Below are 19,319 nucleotides of genomic sequence, written 5' to 3'. Positions count from 1 at the left end.
ACTGTCTACTCGAACGAACTTCGCGTTCGGTCGATCACGCCTGTGCCGGCGGCTCGGGCGTTGCGTCCGGGGCCTTGGCGATCGACGGCTTGGCGGCGGAATTACCCGTGGGCAGGGAGTCACCGGCCATGGAGGCACGGATCTGCTCGAGCCGGCTGTGACCGGCCATCTGCACAGATGCCTGCTGAACCTCGAGCATGCGTCCGGACACGGAGTTCTGAGCGAGTTCGGCGGAACCGAGCGCGTCTGCGTAACGACGCTCGATCTTGTCGCGCACCGCATCGAGACTCGGGGTATTTCCCGGTGCCGACAACGTGCTGTCCATCGAGCGCAGCGATTCGCTGACCTTCTCCTGCATCTTCGCCTGCTCGAGCTGGCTGAGCAGTTTGGTGCGCTCGGCGACCTTCGACTGCAGGGCCATCGCGTTCTGCTCGACGGCTTTCTTGGCCTGTGTGGCAGCCTGCAGGGACTGGTCGTGCAGAACCTTGAGGTCCTCGACGCTCTGCTCGGCGGTCACGAGCTGAGCCGCGAACGCCTCGGCCGCGTTGGTGTACTGCGTGGCCTTCTCGACGTCACCTGCTGTGGCGGCCTGATCGGCCAGCGTCACGGCCTGACGAGCGTTGGCGTTGAGCTTCTCGACCTCGTCCAGCTGCCTGCTGAGCTTCATCTCGAGCTGACGCTGATTGCCGATGACGGACGCCGCCTGCTGCGACAGCGCCTGGTGCTGCCGCTGCGCGTCTTCGATCGCCTGCTGAATCTGGACCTTGGGGTCGGCCTTCTCGTCGATCTTGGAATTGAAGAGCGCCATCATGTATTTCCAGGCCTTGACGAAAGGATTAGCCATGGGGTGGTCCTGCCTCCATCTGTTGCGCCGCGGTGGCCGCGTACGGGTCGGCTGCTGTCGCAGTGACCGAAATGAACCTGTCAGTGCAGTGATGTTCGGGTGATTCGGTGGGGCCGGCAGCCGACTTCGGCTACTCGTTCGATCTTAGGCGGCGGCGAGAGCTCTGGCAGCAGGTGCCGGAATCACGACTCGTGTATCTCCGTCGATGCGGGTGGCCACAGCCGATTCCTCGGCACGGACAGCAGCGGTGGATGCATCCGACAGCGTGATACTCACGTCGCTCATCACGTCGGAGAGAGGAACGGCGAGAGCATCGCAGATCGCTGCGAGCAGTTCGCTCGACGCTTCCTTGCGACCACGCTCCACCTCGGAGAGGTAGCCGAGGCTCACACGCGCGGTGTTCGAGACTTCACGCAGGGTGCGGCTCTGTGCGACGCGAGTACGCCGCAAACTGTCGCCGAGTGCTTCACGCAATAGCAGCGCCATCTCGCTCCTCCTCGTTGGTGCTGTTGCCGACGACTGTGCCGTCGAGACGACCACGTTCGTATCGTTCGTTCGGAGCCGTCGTAGGGTCAACGTCCCAGCCGGCCCGATTGGTTCCCGACCCTATATGCCCGTCGCCTCCGACACGCGCCGAAGGGGCTCCGACACGGCTGTCAGAACTGTAACTTCCCGCATCGCCTCGTGGACGCCCGTCGAATGCACTCACACCGAGGACACACCCCGGCGCAACCGAATCGCCTGAACCACGTAGTCCAGGCCGGTGTACACGGTCAGCAGAACCGCCAGAGCCATCAGCGCCACCGCCACTGGATCGACTGCGCTGGGCAGCGGACACAGATACACGCCGATCGCGAATGTCTGGACCAGTGTCTTGACCTTGCCGCCACGACCGGCCGGAATGACTCCGTGACGAATGACGGCGAAACGGACCGCAGTGATGCCTATTTCGCGTACCCCGATGATCGCCGTCACCCACCAGGACAGATCGCCCAACATCGACAGTCCGACGAGGGCAGCGCCGATCAGCGCCTTGTCGGCGATGGGGTCGGCCATCTTCCCGAAATCGGTGACGAGTCCGTACTTGCGGGCGAGTTGGCCGTCGATCCGGTCGGTGATGGCCGCTGCGGCGAAGATCGCCGTCGCCGCCAACCGCCACGAGGTGTCGTGACCGTCTCCGACGAACAGTGCCGCAAGAAAGACCGGAACCAGAGCGATGCGCAGCACGGTCAGCACGTTGGCGATGTTGAGCAGCGGGACGGCGTCCGATCCGCCCGGAGCAGCGTTGCCGTGCGGCAGCCCCGCACTGGGCGAGGCACCGCCGGATGGAACACCGTGGCCCGGCGCTGTCGGGCCGGTCACGAAGCCGCTTCTCGGCCGCGGACCGGACATTCGATGGTGTGTGGGCGTTCGGGCAGCACCGACCCGTCGAGACGGGGACACTGCTCGCTGAACGACACACGGAAAGTTTATCGGTTGCATCGGTGACTACTGTTCACCACATGACTTCTGGGCCGAATCGGGCGAGTCGCGACACTGCCGATCCCGAATCCGACGAGTATTCCGACACCGTGGACGGCACGTCCATCGGCGACGCCACCCTGGTCGTGCGTCGAGCCCGAACCTCCGACATTCCCGAGATCAAGCGGCTGATCGACATCTACGCGGGCCGAATCCTGCTCGAGAAGAACCTGGTGACGCTGTACGAGGCAGTGCAGGAGTTCTGGATTGCCGAGCGCGCAGGCGAAGTCATCGGATGCGGAGCTCTGCACGTGCTCTGGGCGGACCTGGGTGAGGTACGCACGGTGGCAGTCGACCCCGCAGCCAAGGGGCACGGAGCCGGCCACCTGATCGTCGCCAAACTCATCGAGGTGGCACGCGAGCTCGCGCTGCAGAAGGTGTTCGTGCTGACCTTCGAAGTGGATTTCTTCGCCCGGCACGGCTTCTCCGAAATCGAGGGAACGCCCGTCACTGCCGAGGTGTACGCGGAGATGTGCCGGTCCTACGACACCGGCGTCGCAGAGTTTCTCGACCTGAGCTACGTCAAGCCGAACACATTGGGCAACACACGCATGCTGCTTTCGCTCTGACAGAATTCTCCGGACACCCCTCGAATCCGGAAGTGAGCTCCATGCCCCTGATCGCCGTCACCTACACGTACTCCCCCACGACCACCGAGGGCCGCGACACCCATCGCGCCGCACACCGGGCGTGGCTGGCCGACTTGTTGGAGAAGAAGACGCTCGTCTCCAGTGGCCCGTTCGCCGACGACAGCGGCGCTCTGCTGCTCGTGGACGGCCCGGACGCCGCATCCGTGGAATCACTGTTCGCCCAGGATCCCTTCGCGGTCGAGAACCTCATCGAGTCGGCAGACTTCCACGAATGGACACCGGTGATGGGCGCGTTCACGGCCTGAGTCTGCTCGCCCACCCGTTCTGCGTGAATGGACCATTGCACCGCCCAGACGGCTGCAATGGTCCATTCACGCAGGTGTAGAGCCCGTCAGAACTCCTCGGACGCCGGCTGCTCGTCCGGGTCCCCGCCCTTGATGGACCACAGCAATCCGTCGAGTTCGTCGGGCTTGACAAGTACTTCGCGGGCTTTCGAGCCCTCGCTCGGACCCACGACGCCGCGGTTCTCCATGAGGTCCATCAGACGTCCTGCCTTGGCGAATCCGACGCGTAGCTTGCGCTGCAGCATCGACGTGGAACCGAACTGGCTGGTGACGACGAGTTCGACGGCTTGCAGCAGCACGTCGAGGTCGTCACCGATGTCGGGGTCGACGTCCTTCTTGTCCGAGACCTTCGCGGCGGTGACGGTGTCGTTGTACTCGGGCTCGGCCTGATTCTTGGCGAAGTCGACGACGGCCGAGATTTCCTCGTCCGTGATGAACGCACCCTGCAGACGCGTCGGCTTGCCCGCACCCATCGGCAGGAACAGCGCGTCGCCCATGCCGATCAATTTTTCGGCTCCGGGCTGATCGAGGATGACTCGCGAGTCGGTCAACGACGACGTGGCGAATGCCAGACGTGAGGGCACGTTCGTCTTGATCAGACCGGTGACGACGTCGACGGACGGACGCTGCGTGGCGAGCACCAGGTGGATACCTGCGGCGCGCGCCTTCTGGGTGATGCGCACGATCGCTTCCTCGACGTCGCGAGGAGCGGTCATCATCAGGTCGGCAAGCTCGTCGACGATGGCCAGGATGTAGGGGTACGGCCGGTAGACGCGTTCGCTGCCCAACGGTGCGGTGATCTCGCCGGACCGCACCTTCTTGTTGAAGTCGTCGATGTGCCGGACCTTGTTGATCTGCATGTCCTGGTAGCGCTGCTCCATCTCCTCGACCAGCCAGGCCAGGGCCGCGGCAGCCTTCTTCGGCTGCGTGATGATCGGCGTGATGAGGTGCGGGATGCCCTCGTACGGCGTCAACTCGACCATCTTCGGGTCGATCAGAATCATCCGGACCTCGTCGGGTGTCGCCCGTGCCAGCAGCGACACGAGCATCGAGTTCACGAAGCTCGATTTACCCGAACCGGTGGATCCCGCCACCAGCAGGTGCGGCATCTTCGCCAGGTTGGCACTGACGAAATCGCCTTCGATGTCCTTGCCGAGGCCGATCACCAGAGGGTGGTGATCCTTGCGGGTCGACGGGGCGGTCAGCACATCGGCCAGGCGGACCATCTCGCGATCCGAGTTCGGCACCTCGATACCGACGGCGGACTTGCCGGGGATCGGGGCGAGCAATCGCACGTTGTCGGTCGCGACCGCGTAGGCGATGTTGCGAGCCAGCGCAGTGATCTTCTCGACCTTGACGCCCGGTCCGAGCTCCACCTCGTAGCGGGTGACCGTCGGTCCGCGGGTGAATCCGGTGACCGCAGCGTCGATCTTGAACTGCTCGAGGACCTCGGAGATGGCCTCGATCATCGCGTCGTTCGCCTGGCTGCGCGTCTTGGGCGGATCGCCGTCGATGAGCAGCGACAACGACGGCAGCGTGTAGTCGCCGTCGACGACGCGATCGACGACGATCTTGTCGTCGTCGGCAGCCGGCTTGGGTTCGGCGGCCTTGACGATCGGCTTGGGCTTCGGCCGTGGGGGCGCGGCAGGCTCGGGCACCGGGACCGGCGCGGCCGCGGCAGGCGTCATGACCTCGGTGGGGGCCTCCGGTGCCGGTGCCGGGGTCTTGCGAGCGCGTGATGGCTTGACGACCGGGATGTACTCCTCGGTCGGATAGTTGTCGTACGGGTCGGTGGTGCCGTGCACCGGGTATCCGTCGGCATCGAAGTTCGAGTCGTAGTCTCCGTAGCCCTCGTCGCCGAATTCCGAACCGAAATCGGCCGGGTCGTACTCGTCGTATTCGTCGCCTCGACTGTCGGTACCGAACAGTGCCCGCATCCGGTCCGGTACGTCTCGTACCGTGGTGCCGGTGAGCAGCAGCACGCCGAACAGGCCGGCGAGCAGCAGCAACGGTACGGCGAGCCACACCGTCAGGCCGTCGGCGATGGGTCCGCCCGCAACGTAGCCGACGAAGCCCGCTCCCTCGGACCGACCGGTGGCGTCGGTCGGTGACCCCGCCGCCATGTGCCACAGCCCGAGAACGGGCAAGCCCAGCAGTATCGAGCCCAGAACCAGGCGTGGTCTCACGTCGGGGCGAGGCTCTGAACGCATCAGCACGACGGCGATCGCGACCCCCAGCACGGGTGCGACGTAGCCGGCGTCGCCGATGACGGCACGGATCCCTACCTCGATCCACTCACCGACCGGGCCGCCGGCACTGAACCAGACGCTTGCGGCGACGACGACGCTGACGGCGATGAGCCCGAGGGCGATTCCGTCACGTCGGTGACCGTGCTCGATGTCCGCGGCCTTGCTGACGGTGCGTGTCGTGGCACCGACACCTCGTGCCGCCATCGACCACGTGGACGCGATTCCACGACCGATCGCGTCGAGCGCACCGCGGGACTTCTTTTTCGTGGGGGGCCGCCGCGACGCAGCACCTCTCGCGGGTGCCTTACCGCGAGACGATGCGCTTGCCCGCGTGGTCGCCGGGTTGCGGGGCGCGGTGGGCTTCTTCGGTGTCGTGACGGTTCGAGCCGTGCGTCCGGTACCGGACTTACGAGAGGTACCGGACGCGCGCGAGGAGCCGGATCCGCTGGATCCGGCCCTGGCGGTGGAGGTGCTGGTCTTTCCTGCCATGCCCCCAGGCTAGTCGCAACAGCCCCGTCGAAACCATCCGCAACACCAGTAACAACGACGGATGTGCGTCAGAAACTCAGGTCGAGCGCCTTCACGGCGGCGACATCGTTCGCAGAACCTTCGTACACGACCTCTACCTGGTCCCGACCGAACGCATAGAGAAGGAGTTCGGAGGGCTCCCCCAACACCGTCACACCCGGGCCCGAGCCACCCTTGAAGGTGGCCTGTCGGCCGTCCGGGGTGCGGACATGCACCGGGACCGGTGCCGAGCGGTGCCCTGCTCGTCCGATCAACCGCACCTGGGGCCACAGTCGGGACTCGACCGCGCTGGGCAGAACCCGTCGGGTCCAGTTCCCTACCGCGCGGCGCAGATCCTCGTGATGCACGAACATCTCACCGAGGTTGATCAGTGGATCCAGCAGAGCGAACGGCGACCACATCGGCGGCCCGGTGCGAACGTCCTCGACCACCGACGCGAACGGTCGATTCGCGACGGAACGCTGAACCCGCTCCGTGTATCCGGACAACGGACCGAGAAAGATACCCGGCGACGCATCGAGCCGCCGTTCGCGAACGACGAGGTGCGCGGCCAGATCGGCAGCAGTCCACTCACCACACAGTGTCGGCGCATCGGGACCGACGTCGAGAAGGGTCCGAACAAGCTGGGAACGTTCATCCTGGGCAAGGCTCACGTACTCCAGGCTACGGCTACACCGAAGGAGCGGCATCCTGCCGGGAGACCTACTCCTTCGTCTGGGTAACCTCCCAACAGTGCCGGTATCGGAAATTCTCGTCATCCTGCTCGCCGGCCTCGGGGCCGGTGCAATCAACGCCGTCGTCGGTTCGGGCACGTTGATCACGTTCCCCACCCTGGTTGCGTTCGGCTATCCCCCGGTGGTCGCCACGATGTCCAACGCCATCGGACTGGTGGCGGGAAGCGTCTCGGGTACCTGGGGGTATCGCCGGGAACTTCGCGGACAATGGCACCGACTGCGTTGGCAGCTTCCCGCCTCTTTCTTCGGCGCACTCGGTGGCGCGTGGCTGCTGTTGCATCTGCCCGAAAAAGTGTTTGCCTCTGTCGTTCCGGTGTTGCTCATCGGTGCGTTGATTCTCGTTGTCGCACAACCGAAGATCCAGGCCTGGGCCAAACGTCGGTCCGAAGCGGCCGGCAAGGCGGCCGGCCACATCGGCCGCGGCCGCATGGCACTGGTTACCGTCGGAACTCTGCTGGTCGGCATCTACGGGGGCTATTTCACTGCAGCACAGGGAATCCTGCTCATCGGAGTGATGGGCGCGCTGCTCCCCGAATCCATGCAGCGCATGAACGCTGCCAAGAACTTGCTCTCACTCGTCGTCAATATCGTCGCAGCAGTTGCTTTCACGATTTTTCGCTTCGACGACATCAGCTGGCAAGCCGCCGGTCTGATCGCGGTCGGCTCCCTCATCGGCGGAGCTGTGGGAGCACGCTACGGCCGCCGGCTGTCGCCGGCGGCCCTGCGCGGTGCCATCGTCGTCCTCGGCCTCATCGGCCTGTGGCGACTGCTCGTCTGAACTCTAGGACTGCGGTTGCGGCTTGACCGCGATGATCGTCGGAACGATCATCGGCTTACGCCGGTACTTGTCCGCTACCCACCGGCCCACGACGCGGCGGACGGCCTGAGCGATCCGGTGGGTGTCGGACACGCCGTCCGAGGCCAGCCGCTGCAGCTCGGCCTCCACGAGCTGGCCGGCCTCTTTCAGGGCCGCCGGGTCGTCGGAGAATCCGCGACCGGACACCTCGGGTGCGGTCACTGCACGGCCGGTGGCCGAATCGACGGCAACGCTGATCGCGATGAAGCCGCCCTCGCCGAGCACCAGACGATCCGACAGCGTCGAATCTCCGACATCGCCGACCGACAAGCCGTCGACGTAGACGTGACCGACTGGGACCTGCCCGACGATCTCGGCGAGCCCGTCGACCATGTCGACAACGACGCCGTCCTCGGCGAGGACGATCCGGTCCTCGGATACGCCGGTCGCCTTCGCCAGAGCCGCATTGGCCCGGAGGTGACGCCACTCGCCGTGTACCGGCATGGCGTTGGTCGGCCGCACTGCGTTGTAGAGGTACAGCAATTCGCCTGCCGATGCGTGACCCGAGACGTGCACTTTCGCGTTCTGCTGCGTCACGACGGTCGCGCCACGCTTGGCGAGGCCGTTGACCACCGCGAACACGGAGTTCTCGTTGCCCGGGATCAGCGACGACGCCAGCACCACGAGATCGTTGGCCTTGACGTTGATCTGACGGTGCTCGCCGCGAGCCATCCTGGACAGCGCCGACAACGGCTCGCCCTGCGAACCGGTGGAGATGAGCACCAACCGGTCGTCCGGGAGCGTCGCGGCGGTATCGACATTCACCTCGAGGCCGTCGGGCACCCGTAGATAACCGAGATCCTGGGCGATCTGCATGTTGCGCACCATGGAACGACCGACGAATGCCACTCGACGGTTGTACCGCTCGGCCACGTCGATGACCTGCTGGATGCGGTGCACGTGACTGGCGAACGACGCGACGATGACGCGCTGCTTCGCCTTGCCGATGACGGTGTCGAGCACTCCGCCGATCTCCCGTTCCGGCGTGACGAATCCGGGCACCTCGGCATTGGTGGAGTCGACCAGGAAGAGGTCCACGCCCTCGTCACCGAGCCGTGAGAAACCGGCCAGGTCTGTCAGACGACCGTCGAGCGGCAGCTGATCGAGCTTGATGTCTCCGGTGTGCAGCACCAGTCCCGCGTCGGTTCTGATGGCGATCGCGAGGGCGTCGGGAATGGAGTGGTTGACGGCGAAGTACTCGCAGTCGAACGGCCCGTGCTGTGTGTGTTGACCCTCGATCACCTCGACGAGATTCGGCCGCAGCCGGTGTTCACGGCACTTGGCCGCGACCAGCGCGAGGGTGAACTTCGATCCGACGACGGGCAGGTCGGGACGCAGTCGAAGCAAAAACGGGACTGCGCCGATGTGGTCCTCGTGACCGTGCGTCAGTACCACCGCCTCGACATCGGCCATGCGGTTCTCGATGTGCCTGAAGTCGGGCAGGATCAGGTCGACGCCCGGCTGCTGGTCCTCGGGGAACAGGACGCCACAGTCGATGATCAGCATCTTGCCCTGATGCTCGAAGACGGTCATGTTGCGACCGATTTCGCCGATTCCGCCGAGCGCGACCACTCGTAGGCCCTTGAACGGAGCCTTCGGCGGTGTGCCGAGACGCTCGGTCGGGTCGAACTCACGACGCTTGTCGGGACGCTGCGTCCGAGCGGAATTCTGCACCATCGGCTTGCCCTGGCGGGCACCCGAAGGTTGGCCCTGCTTGGGAGCGGGACGCTCGGACGGCGGTCCGGCGTTTCGGGTTGCGCGTCCGCGCGATCTGTTAGGTCGTGTCATACAAGAACTCCTGCCGCCCGCAGCTCGGCTGCGAGCAATTCGATGTGATCGATGCTCGGTGGCACCTGGGGAAGTCGTGGTTCGCCGACATCGAGTCCGATGAGGCGCAGGCCTGCCTTCGATGCGCTGACGCCGCCGAGGCGTGCCACCGAACGGATGACCGGGATGAGGCTGACGTTGATCGCTTGGGCGCGGGCGATGTCGCCCATCATGAATGCGGTGTGGAGTTCGCGCAGACGGGCCGGAACGAGGTGCCCGATGACGCTGACGAACCCGGTGGCGCCGACCGAGAGCCAGGGCAGGTTCAGCGGGTCGTCGCCGGAGTAGAACTGCAGACCGGTCGACGCGATCAGCTCGGCACCGGCGTTGAGATCGCCCTTCGCATCCTTGACGGCAAGAATGCGGGGGTGCTCGGCGAGCCGACGCAGCGTTTCGGTCTCGATGGGGACGACCGATCGAGGCGGGATGTCGTAGAGCATCACTGGCAGATCGGTGGCGTTGGCGACCGCAGTGAAGTGGGCGTAGAGGCCCGCCTGCGGTGGCCTGGAGTAGTACGGGGTGACCACGAGCAGGCCGTGCGCACCGGCGCGAGCGGCATCACGGGCCAGTTCGACGCTGTGTGCGGTGTCGTTGCTCCCGGCCCCGGCGATGATTCGAGCCCGATGTCCGACAGCCGCGATCACGGCGCGCAACAGCTCGAGCTTCTCGTTCTCGGTGGTGGTGGGCGACTCACCCGTCGTCCCGGCCAGCACCAGCCCGTCGTTTCCCTGTTCGACGAGATGATGCGCGAGCCGAACGCCTGCGTCGATATCCAACTTCCCGTCGGCAGTGAACGGGGTCACCATTGCGGTGAGCACCGTACCGAACACAGGCGCAACGGAAGGAGCGGCGTCACCGTAGGTCATGGCAGCAGATTACCCGGTGCTTTACCCACTCCTACGCAGCGGGACTCCCCGCTGACACCGGTGGTCCGCGCCGGTCCGTTCGAGCCTCGAACGCGATTCCTAGACCTCGGTGACGAAGGGGCTGCGCGCGACTTCCGTTCCGTCCGGCTGGGTCGTGATCTCGAAGTCGCCGAACACGTCGGGCGCCACGTCCACGAGCTTACGCAGACATTCGACGGCGACGCGGCGGATTTCGACGTCCGCGTGCTCCGAGGCCCGCATCGACACGAAATGCCGCCAGGCGCGATAGTTACCACTCACCACCACGCGTGTCTCGGTCGCGTTCGGCAGAACCGATCTCGCGGCCTGCCGCGCCTGCTTGCCCCGCAAGGCAGCATTGGTGACCGACTCCAGTTTGCCGTCGAGGGCAGCGAGCAACTCGCTGTACGCGGCCCGACTCGCCTCCGTCGCCGATGCGAACAGGGCTTCGAGCTCGGGATCGCCCTCCACGGCCGGCGGAAGCACCACGTTGGCATCGTGTTCGGGTACGAAGCGCTGCGACAACTGCGAGTACGAGAAATGTCGATGCCGAATCAACTCGTGTGTGCACGACCGGGAGATACCGGTGATGTAGAAGCTCACGCTCGCGTGCTCGAGCACCGACAGGTGTCCGACGTCGAGCAGATGACGCAGATACGACGCATTGGTCGCAGTGCGAGGGTTCGGTTTCGACCAACTCTGGTAACACGCTCTGCCTGCGAATTCCACCAACGCCTGCCCACCGTCCGCGTCGGTCTCCCACGGGATGTCGGCGGGTGGGACGAACTCGGTTCGGGCCACCAACTGCACGTTCAGCGCGACTGTTCGAGGCGCAGCTCGACCTCTGATTTCTGACGACACCGCCCAACCCTAAACGGCGACGACCGCACCCTGCCGCGCACGACGCCACCGCTGACGCCGTCGTGACGTCGACCTGACATCACCCGACGCCTTGACTGACGCCTTCTGTGACGTCACACTGGCGTCATGGAACTGAGCCAGTACACCGACACTCTGCGCACCGATTTGATGGCCGCGGCGGCGTTGGGCGATGAACACACCCGGCAGACAGCCGATGCCCTCGGCAAGACCGCGGAAGCGTCGGCGCGGTTGATGCTGCTGACCGCCCTGTCGGACTTCGCGGCCGAGGTGTCGAACGCACTGGACGATCGAACCGTGGTCGTCCGCCTGGACGGTGGGCAGGCACACGCAGACGTTCGACGCAACGATTCGACATCGGACCACGCCAGCGAGCCGAAAGAGCCTGTTGCCGAGGAGTATCCGACCATGGACGACGTCTCGGGCGAGGTACGACGCGTCACGCTCCGACTCGTCGAGCAGATCAAGGAACGAGCCGAGGACGCAGCGAACAACAGCGGGGTGTCCCTGAACTCGTGGCTCTCTCAAGCGGTTCAGGGCGCGCTACGAGATCAGATGCGCAAGGACCGCGGTTGGAACAACTGAGGGCTCTCTCCCCTGTCTCTTGACGCGCCTCTACTTCTTCTCTCTCCACTGTCGCTCGAACGGCAGCCGCCAGGCATGCGGCGCGATGAGTTGATGAATTGCGTTGGGGCCCCACGACCCCGGTGAGTACAGGCGCACCGGCGGTGGATCGGCCAGCAACGGCTCCGATACCTGCCACAGTCGTTCGATACCCTGCGCCGTCGTGAACAACGTGTGGTCGCCGTACATGGCGTCGAGAATCAACCGCTCGTAGGCCTCGAGCACGTCGCCGGCGCGTTCGGTTTCGTGAGTGGCGAACTGCATGCTCAGTTTGTCCAGCCGCATCCCGGGCCCGGGCCGCTTGCCGTAGAACGACAGCGACACCTTCGATGCGTCCGCCAGGTCGAAGGTGAGGTGGTCGGGACCTTGCGCTCCGACGCCCGAACCGGCAGGGAACATGCTCTTCGGTGGCTCTCGGAACGCTATCGAAATGATGCGTTGGCCTTCGGCGAGACGTTTCCCGCTACGGAGGTAGAACGGCACACCTGCCCAGCGCCAGTTGTCTATTTCGCATTTCAGTGCGACGAACGTGTCGGTGTCGGAATCGGGGGCGACACCTTCCTCCGAGCGGTAGCCCGTATATTGTCCGCGCACAACATTTTTCGGGTCCAGCGGGACCATCGATCGAAACACCTTGTTCTTCTCTTCACCGATCGCACGCGGTTCGAGCGCCGTCGGCGGTTCCATCGCCATGAACGCGAGCACCTGGAACAGGTGAGTGACGACCATGTCCTTGTACGCACCGGTGGACTCGTAGAACCCGGCCCGACTGTCGAGGGCGAGCTCCTCCGGGATGTCGATCTGAACGTGATCGATGAAGTTGCGGTTCCAGATCGGCTCGAACAGCCCGTTGGCGAAACGGAACGCCAGGATGTTCTGCGCCGGTTCCTTGCCGAGGAAGTGATCGATTCGATAGATCTGTTCTTCGTCGAAGGTCTCGTGCAGGCGAGCGTTCAGGTCGATTGCGCTCTGCAGATCGGTTCCGAACGGCTTCTCCATGATGATGCGCGATCGCTTGACCAGGTCTGCGGAGGCGAGCGTATCCACTACGGCCAGTGCAGCTCTCGGCGGAACCGACAGGTAGTGCAACCGCCTGGCGTTGCCTCCGAGTTCGATCTCGGCCTCTGCTACCGCGGCACCCAGCGCCGCCGGCCCGGCTTTCTGCGAGACGTACGTCAGCCGCGACGCGAACTGCCGCCACTGTTCGTCGCCGACTTTACGGCTGGAGTACGCATTGATCGATTCGCGAGCAAGGGCTCGAAATTCGTCGGTGGACATCTCTTCGAGCGAGGTACCCACCACGCGGATGTTCGGTGCCAGCTCGGACAACGCCAAATGCATCATCCCGGATAGCAATCTCCGTTTGGCCAGATCTCCGGTTGCCCCGAACAGGACGACGACCTGGGGTGGAAGTTCGGTGTCGATGCCTGTCGGAAAAGTGGTCATGCTCGAAAATACTGGCATCGATCCGGATCGAGCGCACGCCGGATCATGTCATCGCAGCGCAGCGACGAGATCACCTCGGGTACCCACCACCACGCGTTCGAGTTCGAGCCACTCCGCCATCTCGTGCAGGACGTCGCGCAACCGGGGTGCGATGTCGCGTGGATCGCGGTCGCCTTCGACGTACGCCGCTATGACGTGTAGTTCCGAGTTGGCCCGCACGGCCTTGAGATCGACGCGCGCCACGAGATGGCCGTCCAGCAGGAAGGGAAATACGTAGTACCCGTGAATTCGCTTGTGCTGCGGGGTGTATATCTCGATGCGATAGTGGAAATCGAAGATTCTCTCCACACGCGGCCGATAGAAGATCATCGGATCGAACGGGCACAACAGGGTTGCGACGGTGGCAGTCCTCGGTGTTCTGGCGTCGCGGTGCACATAGGCCGGCGCGTTCCACCCTCGGACGGATACCTGCTCCAGGACGCCGTCTTCCACGAGGTCGGCGATTGCGGCCTTGGACTGCTTCTGGGAGAGCCGATAGTAGTCTCGCAGATCCGGCTCGGTGCCGATTCCCAGTGCACGAGAGGACTTTTCGATCAGGGCCCGCACCGCATCCGCTTCGTCGACCTGCCTGCGGAGAACAGCGTCGGGAAGCACCCGTTCGCTGAGCTCGTACTGCCGAACGAACCCGGACCGTGCCGGCACGCTGACCACTCCGGCAGCGAAGAGTTGCTCGCACACGACCTTGACGTCGCTTCGATCCCACCAGGGACCCTTGCGCCCGGGCTTCTCGACGTCGAGATGCTTCTCGATCTCACCCGCACTGGCCGCGCCGTGCTCTGCGATCACGGCGAGAACATCGTCCACCAGTGTGGGTTCACGATCGAGAATGCGGGCGGCTCCACCCCATCGACCGTGTCGGTACAACTCCATGCGCCACCGCATCAGCGGCCAGTCCTCCACCGGGAGCAACGCTGCCTCGTGCGCCCAGTATTCGACCAACCGCCTCGGGCGTCGGGTGGTGTCGGTCCAGGCGGCGTCGTCGAGGATTTTTCTGTCGTAGGCACCGACGCGACTGAACACCGGCGCGTAGTGCGCGCGCACCACCACCGACACCGAATCGATCTGCAACAACCCGGTGGTGTCGATGGCTCCGTGCACCGCGCTCTTGCTCGCCGGCCGCGTGCGCGATCGGGCCGACGCCAGTCCTTGGGCGGCCAAGGCGGTGCGGCGCGCCATGGCAGCGCTCATGTCTCGCATCGGGCCACCCTGTCACGATCCACCGACACGGTGGTTCAGGTGCTGAAGAGATTCTTGGCCTTGAGGATCAGCTCGTACAGTCCGTAGGCGAACGGCACGGACACCCAGAGCCATGCGATCACCATCGTTCCCTGCATTCGCGCGGTGGTCATGCCTTGGCTCCTGTCGAGGTCGTCGAATCGGCGGCGTCGGCCGAATCGGATTCATGGAATTTCGACGCCACCGGTTTGATGGCTTCGTTGGCCAGGAACCCGACGACCAACAATCCGATCATCACGTAGAAGGCCGGGAGGTACCGGCCGGTGGTTCCCGCCTCGCCGGCGTCGGCGATGGCGTTGACGATCAGTGGTCCCAGAACACCTGCCACCGACCATGCGGTGAGCAGTCGTCCGTGGATTGCGCCCACCTGGTACGTACCGAAGAGGTCCTTGAGATAGGCCGGAACGGTTGCGAATCCCGCGCCGTAGAACGACAGGATCAACAGCGCCGACACCATGAAGAGGATCTTGTTCGTGTTGGTGAACAGGGCGATATACAGGTACAGGAGCGCGCCGACACCGAGGTACAGACGATAGATGTTCTTGCGACCCACCACGTCCGAGACCGAGGACCAGACGAAGCGACCGATCATGTTGGTCAGAGACAGGAACGCCACAAAACCAGCGGCCGCCGCGGCCAACGATTCCGGGGAGGTGGCGTCCGGAAAGAAGTCTTGGTAGATCCCGGAGCCGCGTTCGAGGATGCCGATGCCGGCAGTGACGTTGAAGCACAACACCACCCACAGGAGCCAGAACTGCGGAGTCTTGACGGCGTTGGCCGCGGAGACGTTGTGCGTCGAGATCATCGCCGACGCCGCGGGAGGCGTCCAGCCTTTCGGTGTCCACCCCTCGGCCGGGACTCTGATCAGCACGACTCCCAGCGCCATGAACACCGCGTACCCGACGCCGAGGGTGAGGAACGTCTTGGCGATCGAACCATCGGTGAAGCCGCCGAAGTTCACCATCAGTTGGCTGGTGAGAGGTGACGCGATCAGGGCGCCGCCGCCGAAGCCCATGATCGCGATACCGGTCGCCATTCCCGGCCGGTCCGGGAACCACTTCATCAGCGTCGACACGGGCGAGATGTATCCGATTCCGAGGCCGATACCGCCGATGAAGCCGTATCCGAAGATCACCAGCCAGAACTGGCCGAGTGCCATGCCGAGTGCGGAAATCAGCAGTCCCGATACGAAGAAGACAAGTGAAACGGCCATCGCCCAACGCGGGCCGTTCTTCTCCACTCTGGTGCCGAAGATCGCGGCCGACAGGCCGAGCATGACGATGGCGAGCTGAAACGGTATGGCGGTGACCGTTCCGCTGAGCCCCAGGGCGTCGGGCTGTGAGATGGCGTTCTTGAATACGCTCCAGGCGTACGCAGATCCGATCGCCAGGTGTATCGACAGGGCTGCCGGGGGTATCAGCCAGCGACTCCACTCGGGCGTAGCAACGATTCTGGAGCGGTCGAGAATGGGGAGGGTCATCGAAATCCCTTGGTATGGAGAGCGGTACAAATGTCGACTATCCCCTGCAGTCAAACACGAGCACGACCCTGCCTGCTCACAATCGGACATAGTTTCTTCACCGAACTCACTACATCGAGCCCCGTATCCTCGCGTGAGTGGATGTCGAGCGGTGGCGTAGCAGATTGCCGGTGAAACGAGCCTCGGACGGCGAGGTGATCGGATGGACCGTCGCACACAGCGCGGGTGAATCGTCCCCGTACGACGAACACGACGAGGGATACCTGGTCGATGCCGTCAATCCGGTGGGTATCATTGTTGCGCTGGGTGTGTCGCTGGAGGACGCGATTGCCGCCCTGGAGGAACGCGGACTGGCGTCCCTGTCGTTGCCGCACTGGACGAAAGCCCCACTGCCGTTGCAGCCCGAGACCGATCTGCTGACACCGCAGGACGATTGGCAGTGGCGCCGGGTGTTGATGACTCAGCTCGACGACAACCGTGTCTGGATCAGACCCGCGTACCCGAGTTGGCCGGAACGACTTCTGGAAATTCCGTTGTCGATCCCAGCCGACGACGTGCTGCGATCCCACTCCCCTGTCGAGTCGGACTGAGTCGGTACTCGCGCGGCCGCAGCGTGCCGAGACGTACACGCCGACTCGGGCCGCAGTCAGTCGGACAGACCGGCCGCGATCGTCCCGCCGAGTTCGTAGCAGCGCTCCCGCGACTCCTTGCCGCTGTCCACCAGGTGAGCGGTCTCGGCAACCTTGTCCAATCCCCAACCCGCTGCAATACTTTCGATTGCCCGCCCGGCACCAGCGGTGTCACTGTTTCCGTACACCCACGCACCGTAGGGCTTTCCGGATACCGCATCGAGACTCGGGTAGTAGACGGTGTCGAAGAAGTGTTTCAGGGCACCACTCATGTAACCGAAGTTCGCCGGGGTACCGAAGAGAAAGCCATCGGCGGCAAGCACATCCGGGACTGTCGCGCCGAGCGCAGGCACACTGCGCACGTCCACACCGCTGATCTCGGGATCACGGGCTCCGGCGAGGACCGATTCGAGCAGTTCCCGCATCGGCGGGCTCGGAGTGTGGTGAACGATCAGCAGAGTGCGCGCCATGTCCGTCAGCTCTCGGCACGTTCCAGTGCCACAGCACGTTTCATCGTCTCGCGAGCTCGCCCGCGATCACCCGCGTAATCGTAGGCCCGCGCCAGCCGATACGAATTGCGCCAGTTGTCGGGATCTTTTTCCCATTCGGCCTTGACCTGTTGGAAGAGTTCGTCGGCCGCGTCTCGTTCGATGCGCCCCGACGGCCTCCTCGGCAGATCGTCGACGTCGAGTTCGAGGCCTTCCTCTCGGATGCGCGACGCCAGCCGCTGATGGTCCAATCCTGCTTTGAGCGTCGCCCACACGATCCACAACCCGACGATCGGCAGCAGAATGACCCCGATCCCCAGGGCAATACTGGCCACCCCGCCGTTCTGGATCAACGTCACTCCGCGCTGTCCGAGCAGGAAGAAGTAGAAGCCGAGGATCAACACCATCACTGCAATGATGGCGACGACTTTGGTCGCTTTGTTCACTGTCGATCAGCTCACAGATCCAGAAGCGGGTCGAGGCCGACGGTCAGCCCCGGACGGGCAGCGATCTCTCGGACTCCGAGCAGTACGCCGGGCGCAAAGGACGTCCGGTCCAGCGAGTCGTGTCGGATGCTCAGCGTCTCCCCCTGTGTCCCCAGCAGAACCTCTTGATGCGCAACGAGTCCCGCCAGTCTGATGGAGTGCACGCGCACTCCGTCCACGTCGGCTCCGCGAGCACCGTCGAGCTCCGTCGTCGTCGCATCGGGACTCTTCGGGGTGCCCGCTGCCGCCCGCGCTTCGGCGATCAGCGCGGCGGTACGGTACGCGGTCCCCGAGGGCGCATCGGCCTTGTTCGGGTGGTGCAGCTCGATCACCTCGACGGAATCGAAGAATCGGGCTGCCTGCTGAGCGAAGCGCATCGACAGCACCGCTCCGATGGCGAAGTTCGGTGCAATCAACACACCCGTCTGTGGGGATCCGGCCAACCACTCACGAACCTGCTCGAGCCGCTGCTCGTCGAAACCCGTCGTGCCGACGACAGCATGGATGCCGTGCTCGACCAAGAACTGCAGGTTGTCCATGACCACATCGGGATGGGTGAAATCCACGACCACCTGCGCACCGCTGTCGACGAAGTTCGCCAGCGGATCGCCCTGGTCGACAGTTGCCACGAGCTCCAGATCGCCGGCTGCGTCGACTGCGGCGCAGATCGCCTGACCGACCTTGCCGCGTGACCCCAGTACCCCTACTCGAACAGGTGCCGTTGCACTCACGTCGTTCCCACACTCGTTTCGTCGTCGTCTTGTCGTCCTACCGAAGACCGAGCCTACTTCCAGGCCCCCGACACCGGCAGCTACGGTCGGTCGGTGAAGTCCAGCGTTCTGTTCGCCGACCGCGTCGATCTCGTCCGTGGCGGCCGCTATCTCCTCAGCGATGCGACCGTGCGGGTCGACGAAGGCGAGCACTGGGTGTTGCTCGGTGCCAACGGTGCCGGCAAGAGCACCCTGCTCAGCTTGCTGGGAGCCGTCGTCCATCCCACGCGGGGCGCGGTGCACGTACTGGGCCACCGCCTGGGCCGAGTGGACATGCGCGAATTACGCACGCACATCGGACACGTCGACCCTCGTCTGAAGATCGAGGCCCCGCTGACTCTGCTCCAGGTCGTCCTGACAGGACTGACCAACACGCCCGATCTGATCCCGAGATGGTCGGCCAACAAGGACGAGGTCGCTCGCGCCCACCGGCTCGTAGAGTCGCTGGGAGTTGTCCACCGGGTGGACGCGTCGTGGCACACCCTCTCCCAGGGCGAGCGGGGCCGGGCACTGATCGCTCGCGCACTGCTGCCCGATCCGGCGCTGCTGCTACTCGACGAACCCGCCACCGGCCTCGATCTCGCTGCCCGCGAACAACTCCTGACGGCGCTGGACTCGCTGCGTGCCGAACATCCCGGGCTCGCCAGCATCCTGGTCACCCACCATCTCGAGGAAATCCCCACCTCGACCACCCACGCATTGCTGATCCGCGACGGGCGCGTGCACGCTCAGGGGCCTGTCGACACGGTGCTGACGACGGACAACATCAGCACGTGCTTCGACCATCCGATCGAGATCTCTCGCCGTCGCGGGCGGTGGGTGGCCACCGCGGCCCACCGCTGACG

General features: G+C 64.6%; 21 protein-coding genes. 6 read left to right on the top strand and 15 right to left on the bottom strand.

What is annotated here, in order from left to right; translation table 11 throughout:
• Positions 1–34: 34 nt before the first annotated feature.
• From CH278_RS17760 to pgsA, 3 genes are all read right to left on the bottom strand, one after another.
• A complete protein-coding gene (locus CH278_RS17760; protein ID WP_027496827.1) occupies positions 35–844 on the bottom strand; it encodes a PspA/IM30 family protein in 810 nt (269 codons plus the stop codon).
• Between the two features lie 144 nt (positions 845–988).
• The gene (locus CH278_RS17755) at positions 989–1,330 is read right to left on the bottom strand and encodes a helix-turn-helix domain-containing protein (RefSeq protein WP_027496826.1); all 342 of its coding nucleotides are present in this window, start codon (positions 1,328–1,330) and stop codon (positions 989–991) included.
• 219 nt (positions 1,331–1,549) lie between these two features.
• Complete coding sequence (gene pgsA, locus CH278_RS17750) at positions 1,550–2,236, bottom strand: CDP-diacylglycerol--glycerol-3-phosphate 3-phosphatidyltransferase (protein WP_371828142.1); 687 nt, start codon at positions 2,234–2,236, stop codon at positions 1,550–1,552.
• A gap of 110 nt (positions 2,237–2,346) precedes the next feature.
• On the opposite strand from pgsA, the gene CH278_RS17745 reads away from it, so the two are divergent.
• Both CH278_RS17745 and CH278_RS17740 read left to right on the top strand, forming a co-directional pair.
• A complete protein-coding gene (locus CH278_RS17745) occupies positions 2,347–2,934 on the top strand; it encodes an amino-acid N-acetyltransferase (RefSeq protein ID WP_228139205.1) in 588 nt (195 codons plus the stop codon).
• A gap of 41 nt (positions 2,935–2,975) precedes the next feature.
• The gene (locus CH278_RS17740) at positions 2,976–3,260 is read left to right on the top strand and encodes a YciI family protein (RefSeq protein WP_027496823.1); all 285 of its coding nucleotides are present in this window, start codon (positions 2,976–2,978) and stop codon (positions 3,258–3,260) included.
• Between the two features lie 86 nt (positions 3,261–3,346).
• Here CH278_RS17740 and CH278_RS17735 read toward each other — a convergent pair whose 3' ends face one another.
• A complete protein-coding gene (locus CH278_RS17735; protein ID WP_179274447.1) occupies positions 3,347–6,037 on the bottom strand; it encodes an FtsK/SpoIIIE family DNA translocase in 2,691 nt (896 codons plus the stop codon).
• A gap of 68 nt (positions 6,038–6,105) precedes the next feature.
• Entirely contained in the window at positions 6,106–6,729 is a 624-nt protein-coding gene (locus CH278_RS17725) for a TIGR03085 family metal-binding protein (protein ID WP_094622473.1), read from the bottom strand.
• A gap of 79 nt (positions 6,730–6,808) precedes the next feature.
• On the opposite strand from CH278_RS17725, the gene CH278_RS17720 reads away from it, so the two are divergent.
• Positions 6,809–7,588 (top strand): sulfite exporter TauE/SafE family protein, encoded by a 780-nt coding sequence (locus CH278_RS17720; protein WP_094622471.1) that lies wholly within the window; start codon positions 6,809–6,811, stop codon positions 7,586–7,588.
• A 3-nt stretch (positions 7,589–7,591) separates the two neighbouring features.
• Here CH278_RS17720 and CH278_RS17715 read toward each other — a convergent pair whose 3' ends face one another.
• From CH278_RS17715 to thyX, 3 genes are all read right to left on the bottom strand, one after another.
• Positions 7,592–9,343, bottom strand: a complete 1,752-nt coding sequence (locus tag CH278_RS17715) for a ribonuclease J (RefSeq protein WP_032366466.1) — start codon at positions 9,341–9,343, stop codon at positions 7,592–7,594.
• A gap of 107 nt (positions 9,344–9,450) precedes the next feature.
• Positions 9,451–10,359, bottom strand: a complete 909-nt coding sequence (dapA, locus tag CH278_RS17710) for a 4-hydroxy-tetrahydrodipicolinate synthase (RefSeq protein ID WP_027496818.1) — start codon at positions 10,357–10,359, stop codon at positions 9,451–9,453.
• 99 nt (positions 10,360–10,458) lie between these two features.
• Entirely contained in the window at positions 10,459–11,238 is a 780-nt protein-coding gene (thyX, locus tag CH278_RS17705) for an FAD-dependent thymidylate synthase (protein WP_228139203.1), read from the bottom strand.
• A 126-nt stretch (positions 11,239–11,364) separates the two neighbouring features.
• On the opposite strand from thyX, the gene CH278_RS17700 reads away from it, so the two are divergent.
• A complete protein-coding gene (locus CH278_RS17700; protein WP_094622469.1) occupies positions 11,365–11,841 on the top strand; it encodes a hypothetical protein in 477 nt (158 codons plus the stop codon).
• 30 nt (positions 11,842–11,871) lie between these two features.
• Here the strand turns inward: CH278_RS17700 and zwf are convergent, their stop codons facing one another.
• Genes zwf through CH278_RS17685 form a run of 4 tightly spaced genes read right to left on the bottom strand, consistent with a single transcriptional unit; the run spans position 11,872 to position 16,102 of the window.
• A complete protein-coding gene (gene zwf / locus CH278_RS17695) occupies positions 11,872–13,326 on the bottom strand; it encodes a glucose-6-phosphate dehydrogenase (RefSeq protein ID WP_094622467.1) in 1,455 nt (484 codons plus the stop codon).
• A 48-nt stretch (positions 13,327–13,374) separates the two neighbouring features.
• On the bottom strand, positions 13,375–14,583 hold the full coding sequence (locus tag CH278_RS17690; protein WP_032372575.1) for a winged helix-turn-helix domain-containing protein: 1,209 nt from the start codon (positions 14,581–14,583) through the stop codon (positions 13,375–13,377).
• 35 nt (positions 14,584–14,618) lie between these two features.
• Positions 14,619–14,735: an MFS transporter small subunit gene (locus CH278_RS28305; protein WP_420030340.1), complete on the bottom strand. Its 117-nt coding sequence runs from the start codon at positions 14,733–14,735 to the stop codon at positions 14,619–14,621.
• A complete protein-coding gene (locus CH278_RS17685; protein WP_027496813.1) occupies positions 14,732–16,102 on the bottom strand; it encodes an OFA family MFS transporter in 1,371 nt (456 codons plus the stop codon). The genes CH278_RS28305 and CH278_RS17685 overlap by 4 nt, the downstream gene beginning before the upstream one ends.
• Positions 16,103–16,272: 170 nt before the next feature.
• On the opposite strand from CH278_RS17685, the gene CH278_RS17680 reads away from it, so the two are divergent.
• The gene (locus CH278_RS17680; RefSeq protein ID WP_179274457.1) at positions 16,273–16,692 is read left to right on the top strand and encodes a hypothetical protein; all 420 of its coding nucleotides are present in this window, start codon (positions 16,273–16,275) and stop codon (positions 16,690–16,692) included.
• A gap of 56 nt (positions 16,693–16,748) precedes the next feature.
• Here the strand turns inward: CH278_RS17680 and CH278_RS17675 are convergent, their stop codons facing one another.
• From CH278_RS17675 to dapB, 3 genes are read right to left on the bottom strand one after another with little or no spacing between them, the layout of a single operon-like run.
• Entirely contained in the window at positions 16,749–17,201 is a 453-nt protein-coding gene (locus tag CH278_RS17675; protein ID WP_032366463.1) for a flavodoxin family protein, read from the bottom strand.
• Between the two features lie 5 nt (positions 17,202–17,206).
• The gene (locus tag CH278_RS17670) at positions 17,207–17,626 is read right to left on the bottom strand and encodes a hypothetical protein (RefSeq protein WP_072692106.1); all 420 of its coding nucleotides are present in this window, start codon (positions 17,624–17,626) and stop codon (positions 17,207–17,209) included.
• Between the two features lie 50 nt (positions 17,627–17,676).
• Positions 17,677–18,435, bottom strand: coding sequence for a 4-hydroxy-tetrahydrodipicolinate reductase (gene dapB, locus CH278_RS17665; protein ID WP_027496797.1), 759 nt, complete (start codon positions 18,433–18,435; stop codon positions 17,677–17,679).
• Positions 18,436–18,528: 93 nt separating this feature from the next.
• Here dapB and CH278_RS17660 point away from each other — a divergent pair, with 93 nt between their 5' ends.
• Positions 18,529–19,317, top strand: coding sequence for an ABC transporter ATP-binding protein (locus tag CH278_RS17660; RefSeq protein WP_094622463.1), 789 nt, complete (start codon positions 18,529–18,531; stop codon positions 19,315–19,317).
• Positions 19,318–19,319 lie beyond the last annotated feature (2 nt).

Source organism: Rhodococcus sp. 05-2254-5 (assembly GCF_002258575.1).
GTDB lineage: Bacteria > Actinomycetota > Actinomycetes > Mycobacteriales > Mycobacteriaceae > Rhodococcoides > Rhodococcoides fascians.
The sequence above is the reverse complement of the archived record's forward strand: the minus strand, read 5'-3'. Positions and strand labels throughout refer to the sequence as shown.

Excerpts from the sequence above, each read along its gene's own strand:
- CH278_RS17735 (WP_179274447.1), bottom strand. The coding sequence starts at position 6,037 with ATGGCAGGAAAGACCAGCACCTCCACCGCCAGGGCCGGATCCAGCGGA.
- CH278_RS17670 (WP_072692106.1), bottom strand. The coding sequence starts at position 17,626 with ATGGTGTTGATCCTCGGCTTCTACTTCTTCCTGCTCGGACAGCGCGGA.
- CH278_RS17675 (WP_032366463.1), bottom strand. The coding sequence starts at position 17,201 with ATGGCGCGCACTCTGCTGATCGTTCACCACACTCCGAGCCCGCCGATG.
- CH278_RS17700 (WP_094622469.1), top strand. The coding sequence starts at position 11,365 with ATGGAACTGAGCCAGTACACCGACACTCTGCGCACCGATTTGATGGCC.
- CH278_RS17690 (WP_032372575.1), bottom strand. The coding sequence starts at position 14,583 with ATGCGAGACATGAGCGCTGCCATGGCGCGCCGCACCGCCTTGGCCGCC.
- pgsA (WP_371828142.1), bottom strand. The coding sequence starts at position 2,236 with ATGTCCGGTCCGCGGCCGAGAAGCGGCTTCGTGACCGGCCCGACAGCG.
- zwf (WP_094622467.1), bottom strand. The coding sequence starts at position 13,326 with ATGACCACTTTTCCGACAGGCATCGACACCGAACTTCCACCCCAGGTC.
- dapA (WP_027496818.1), bottom strand. The coding sequence starts at position 10,359 with ATGACCTACGGTGACGCCGCTCCTTCCGTTGCGCCTGTGTTCGGTACG.
- CH278_RS17685 (WP_027496813.1), bottom strand. The coding sequence starts at position 16,102 with ATGACCCTCCCCATTCTCGACCGCTCCAGAATCGTTGCTACGCCCGAG.
- CH278_RS17755 (WP_027496826.1), bottom strand. The coding sequence starts at position 1,330 with ATGGCGCTGCTATTGCGTGAAGCACTCGGCGACAGTTTGCGGCGTACT.
- CH278_RS17760 (WP_027496827.1), bottom strand. The coding sequence starts at position 844 with ATGGCTAATCCTTTCGTCAAGGCCTGGAAATACATGATGGCGCTCTTC.
- CH278_RS17715 (WP_032366466.1), bottom strand. The coding sequence starts at position 9,343 with ATGGTGCAGAATTCCGCTCGGACGCAGCGTCCCGACAAGCGTCGTGAG.
- CH278_RS17740 (WP_027496823.1), top strand. The coding sequence starts at position 2,976 with ATGCCCCTGATCGCCGTCACCTACACGTACTCCCCCACGACCACCGAG.
- CH278_RS28305 (WP_420030340.1), bottom strand. The coding sequence starts at position 14,735 with ATGACCACCGCGCGAATGCAGGGAACGATGGTGATCGCATGGCTCTGG.
- CH278_RS17745 (WP_228139205.1), top strand. The coding sequence starts at position 2,347 with ATGACTTCTGGGCCGAATCGGGCGAGTCGCGACACTGCCGATCCCGAA.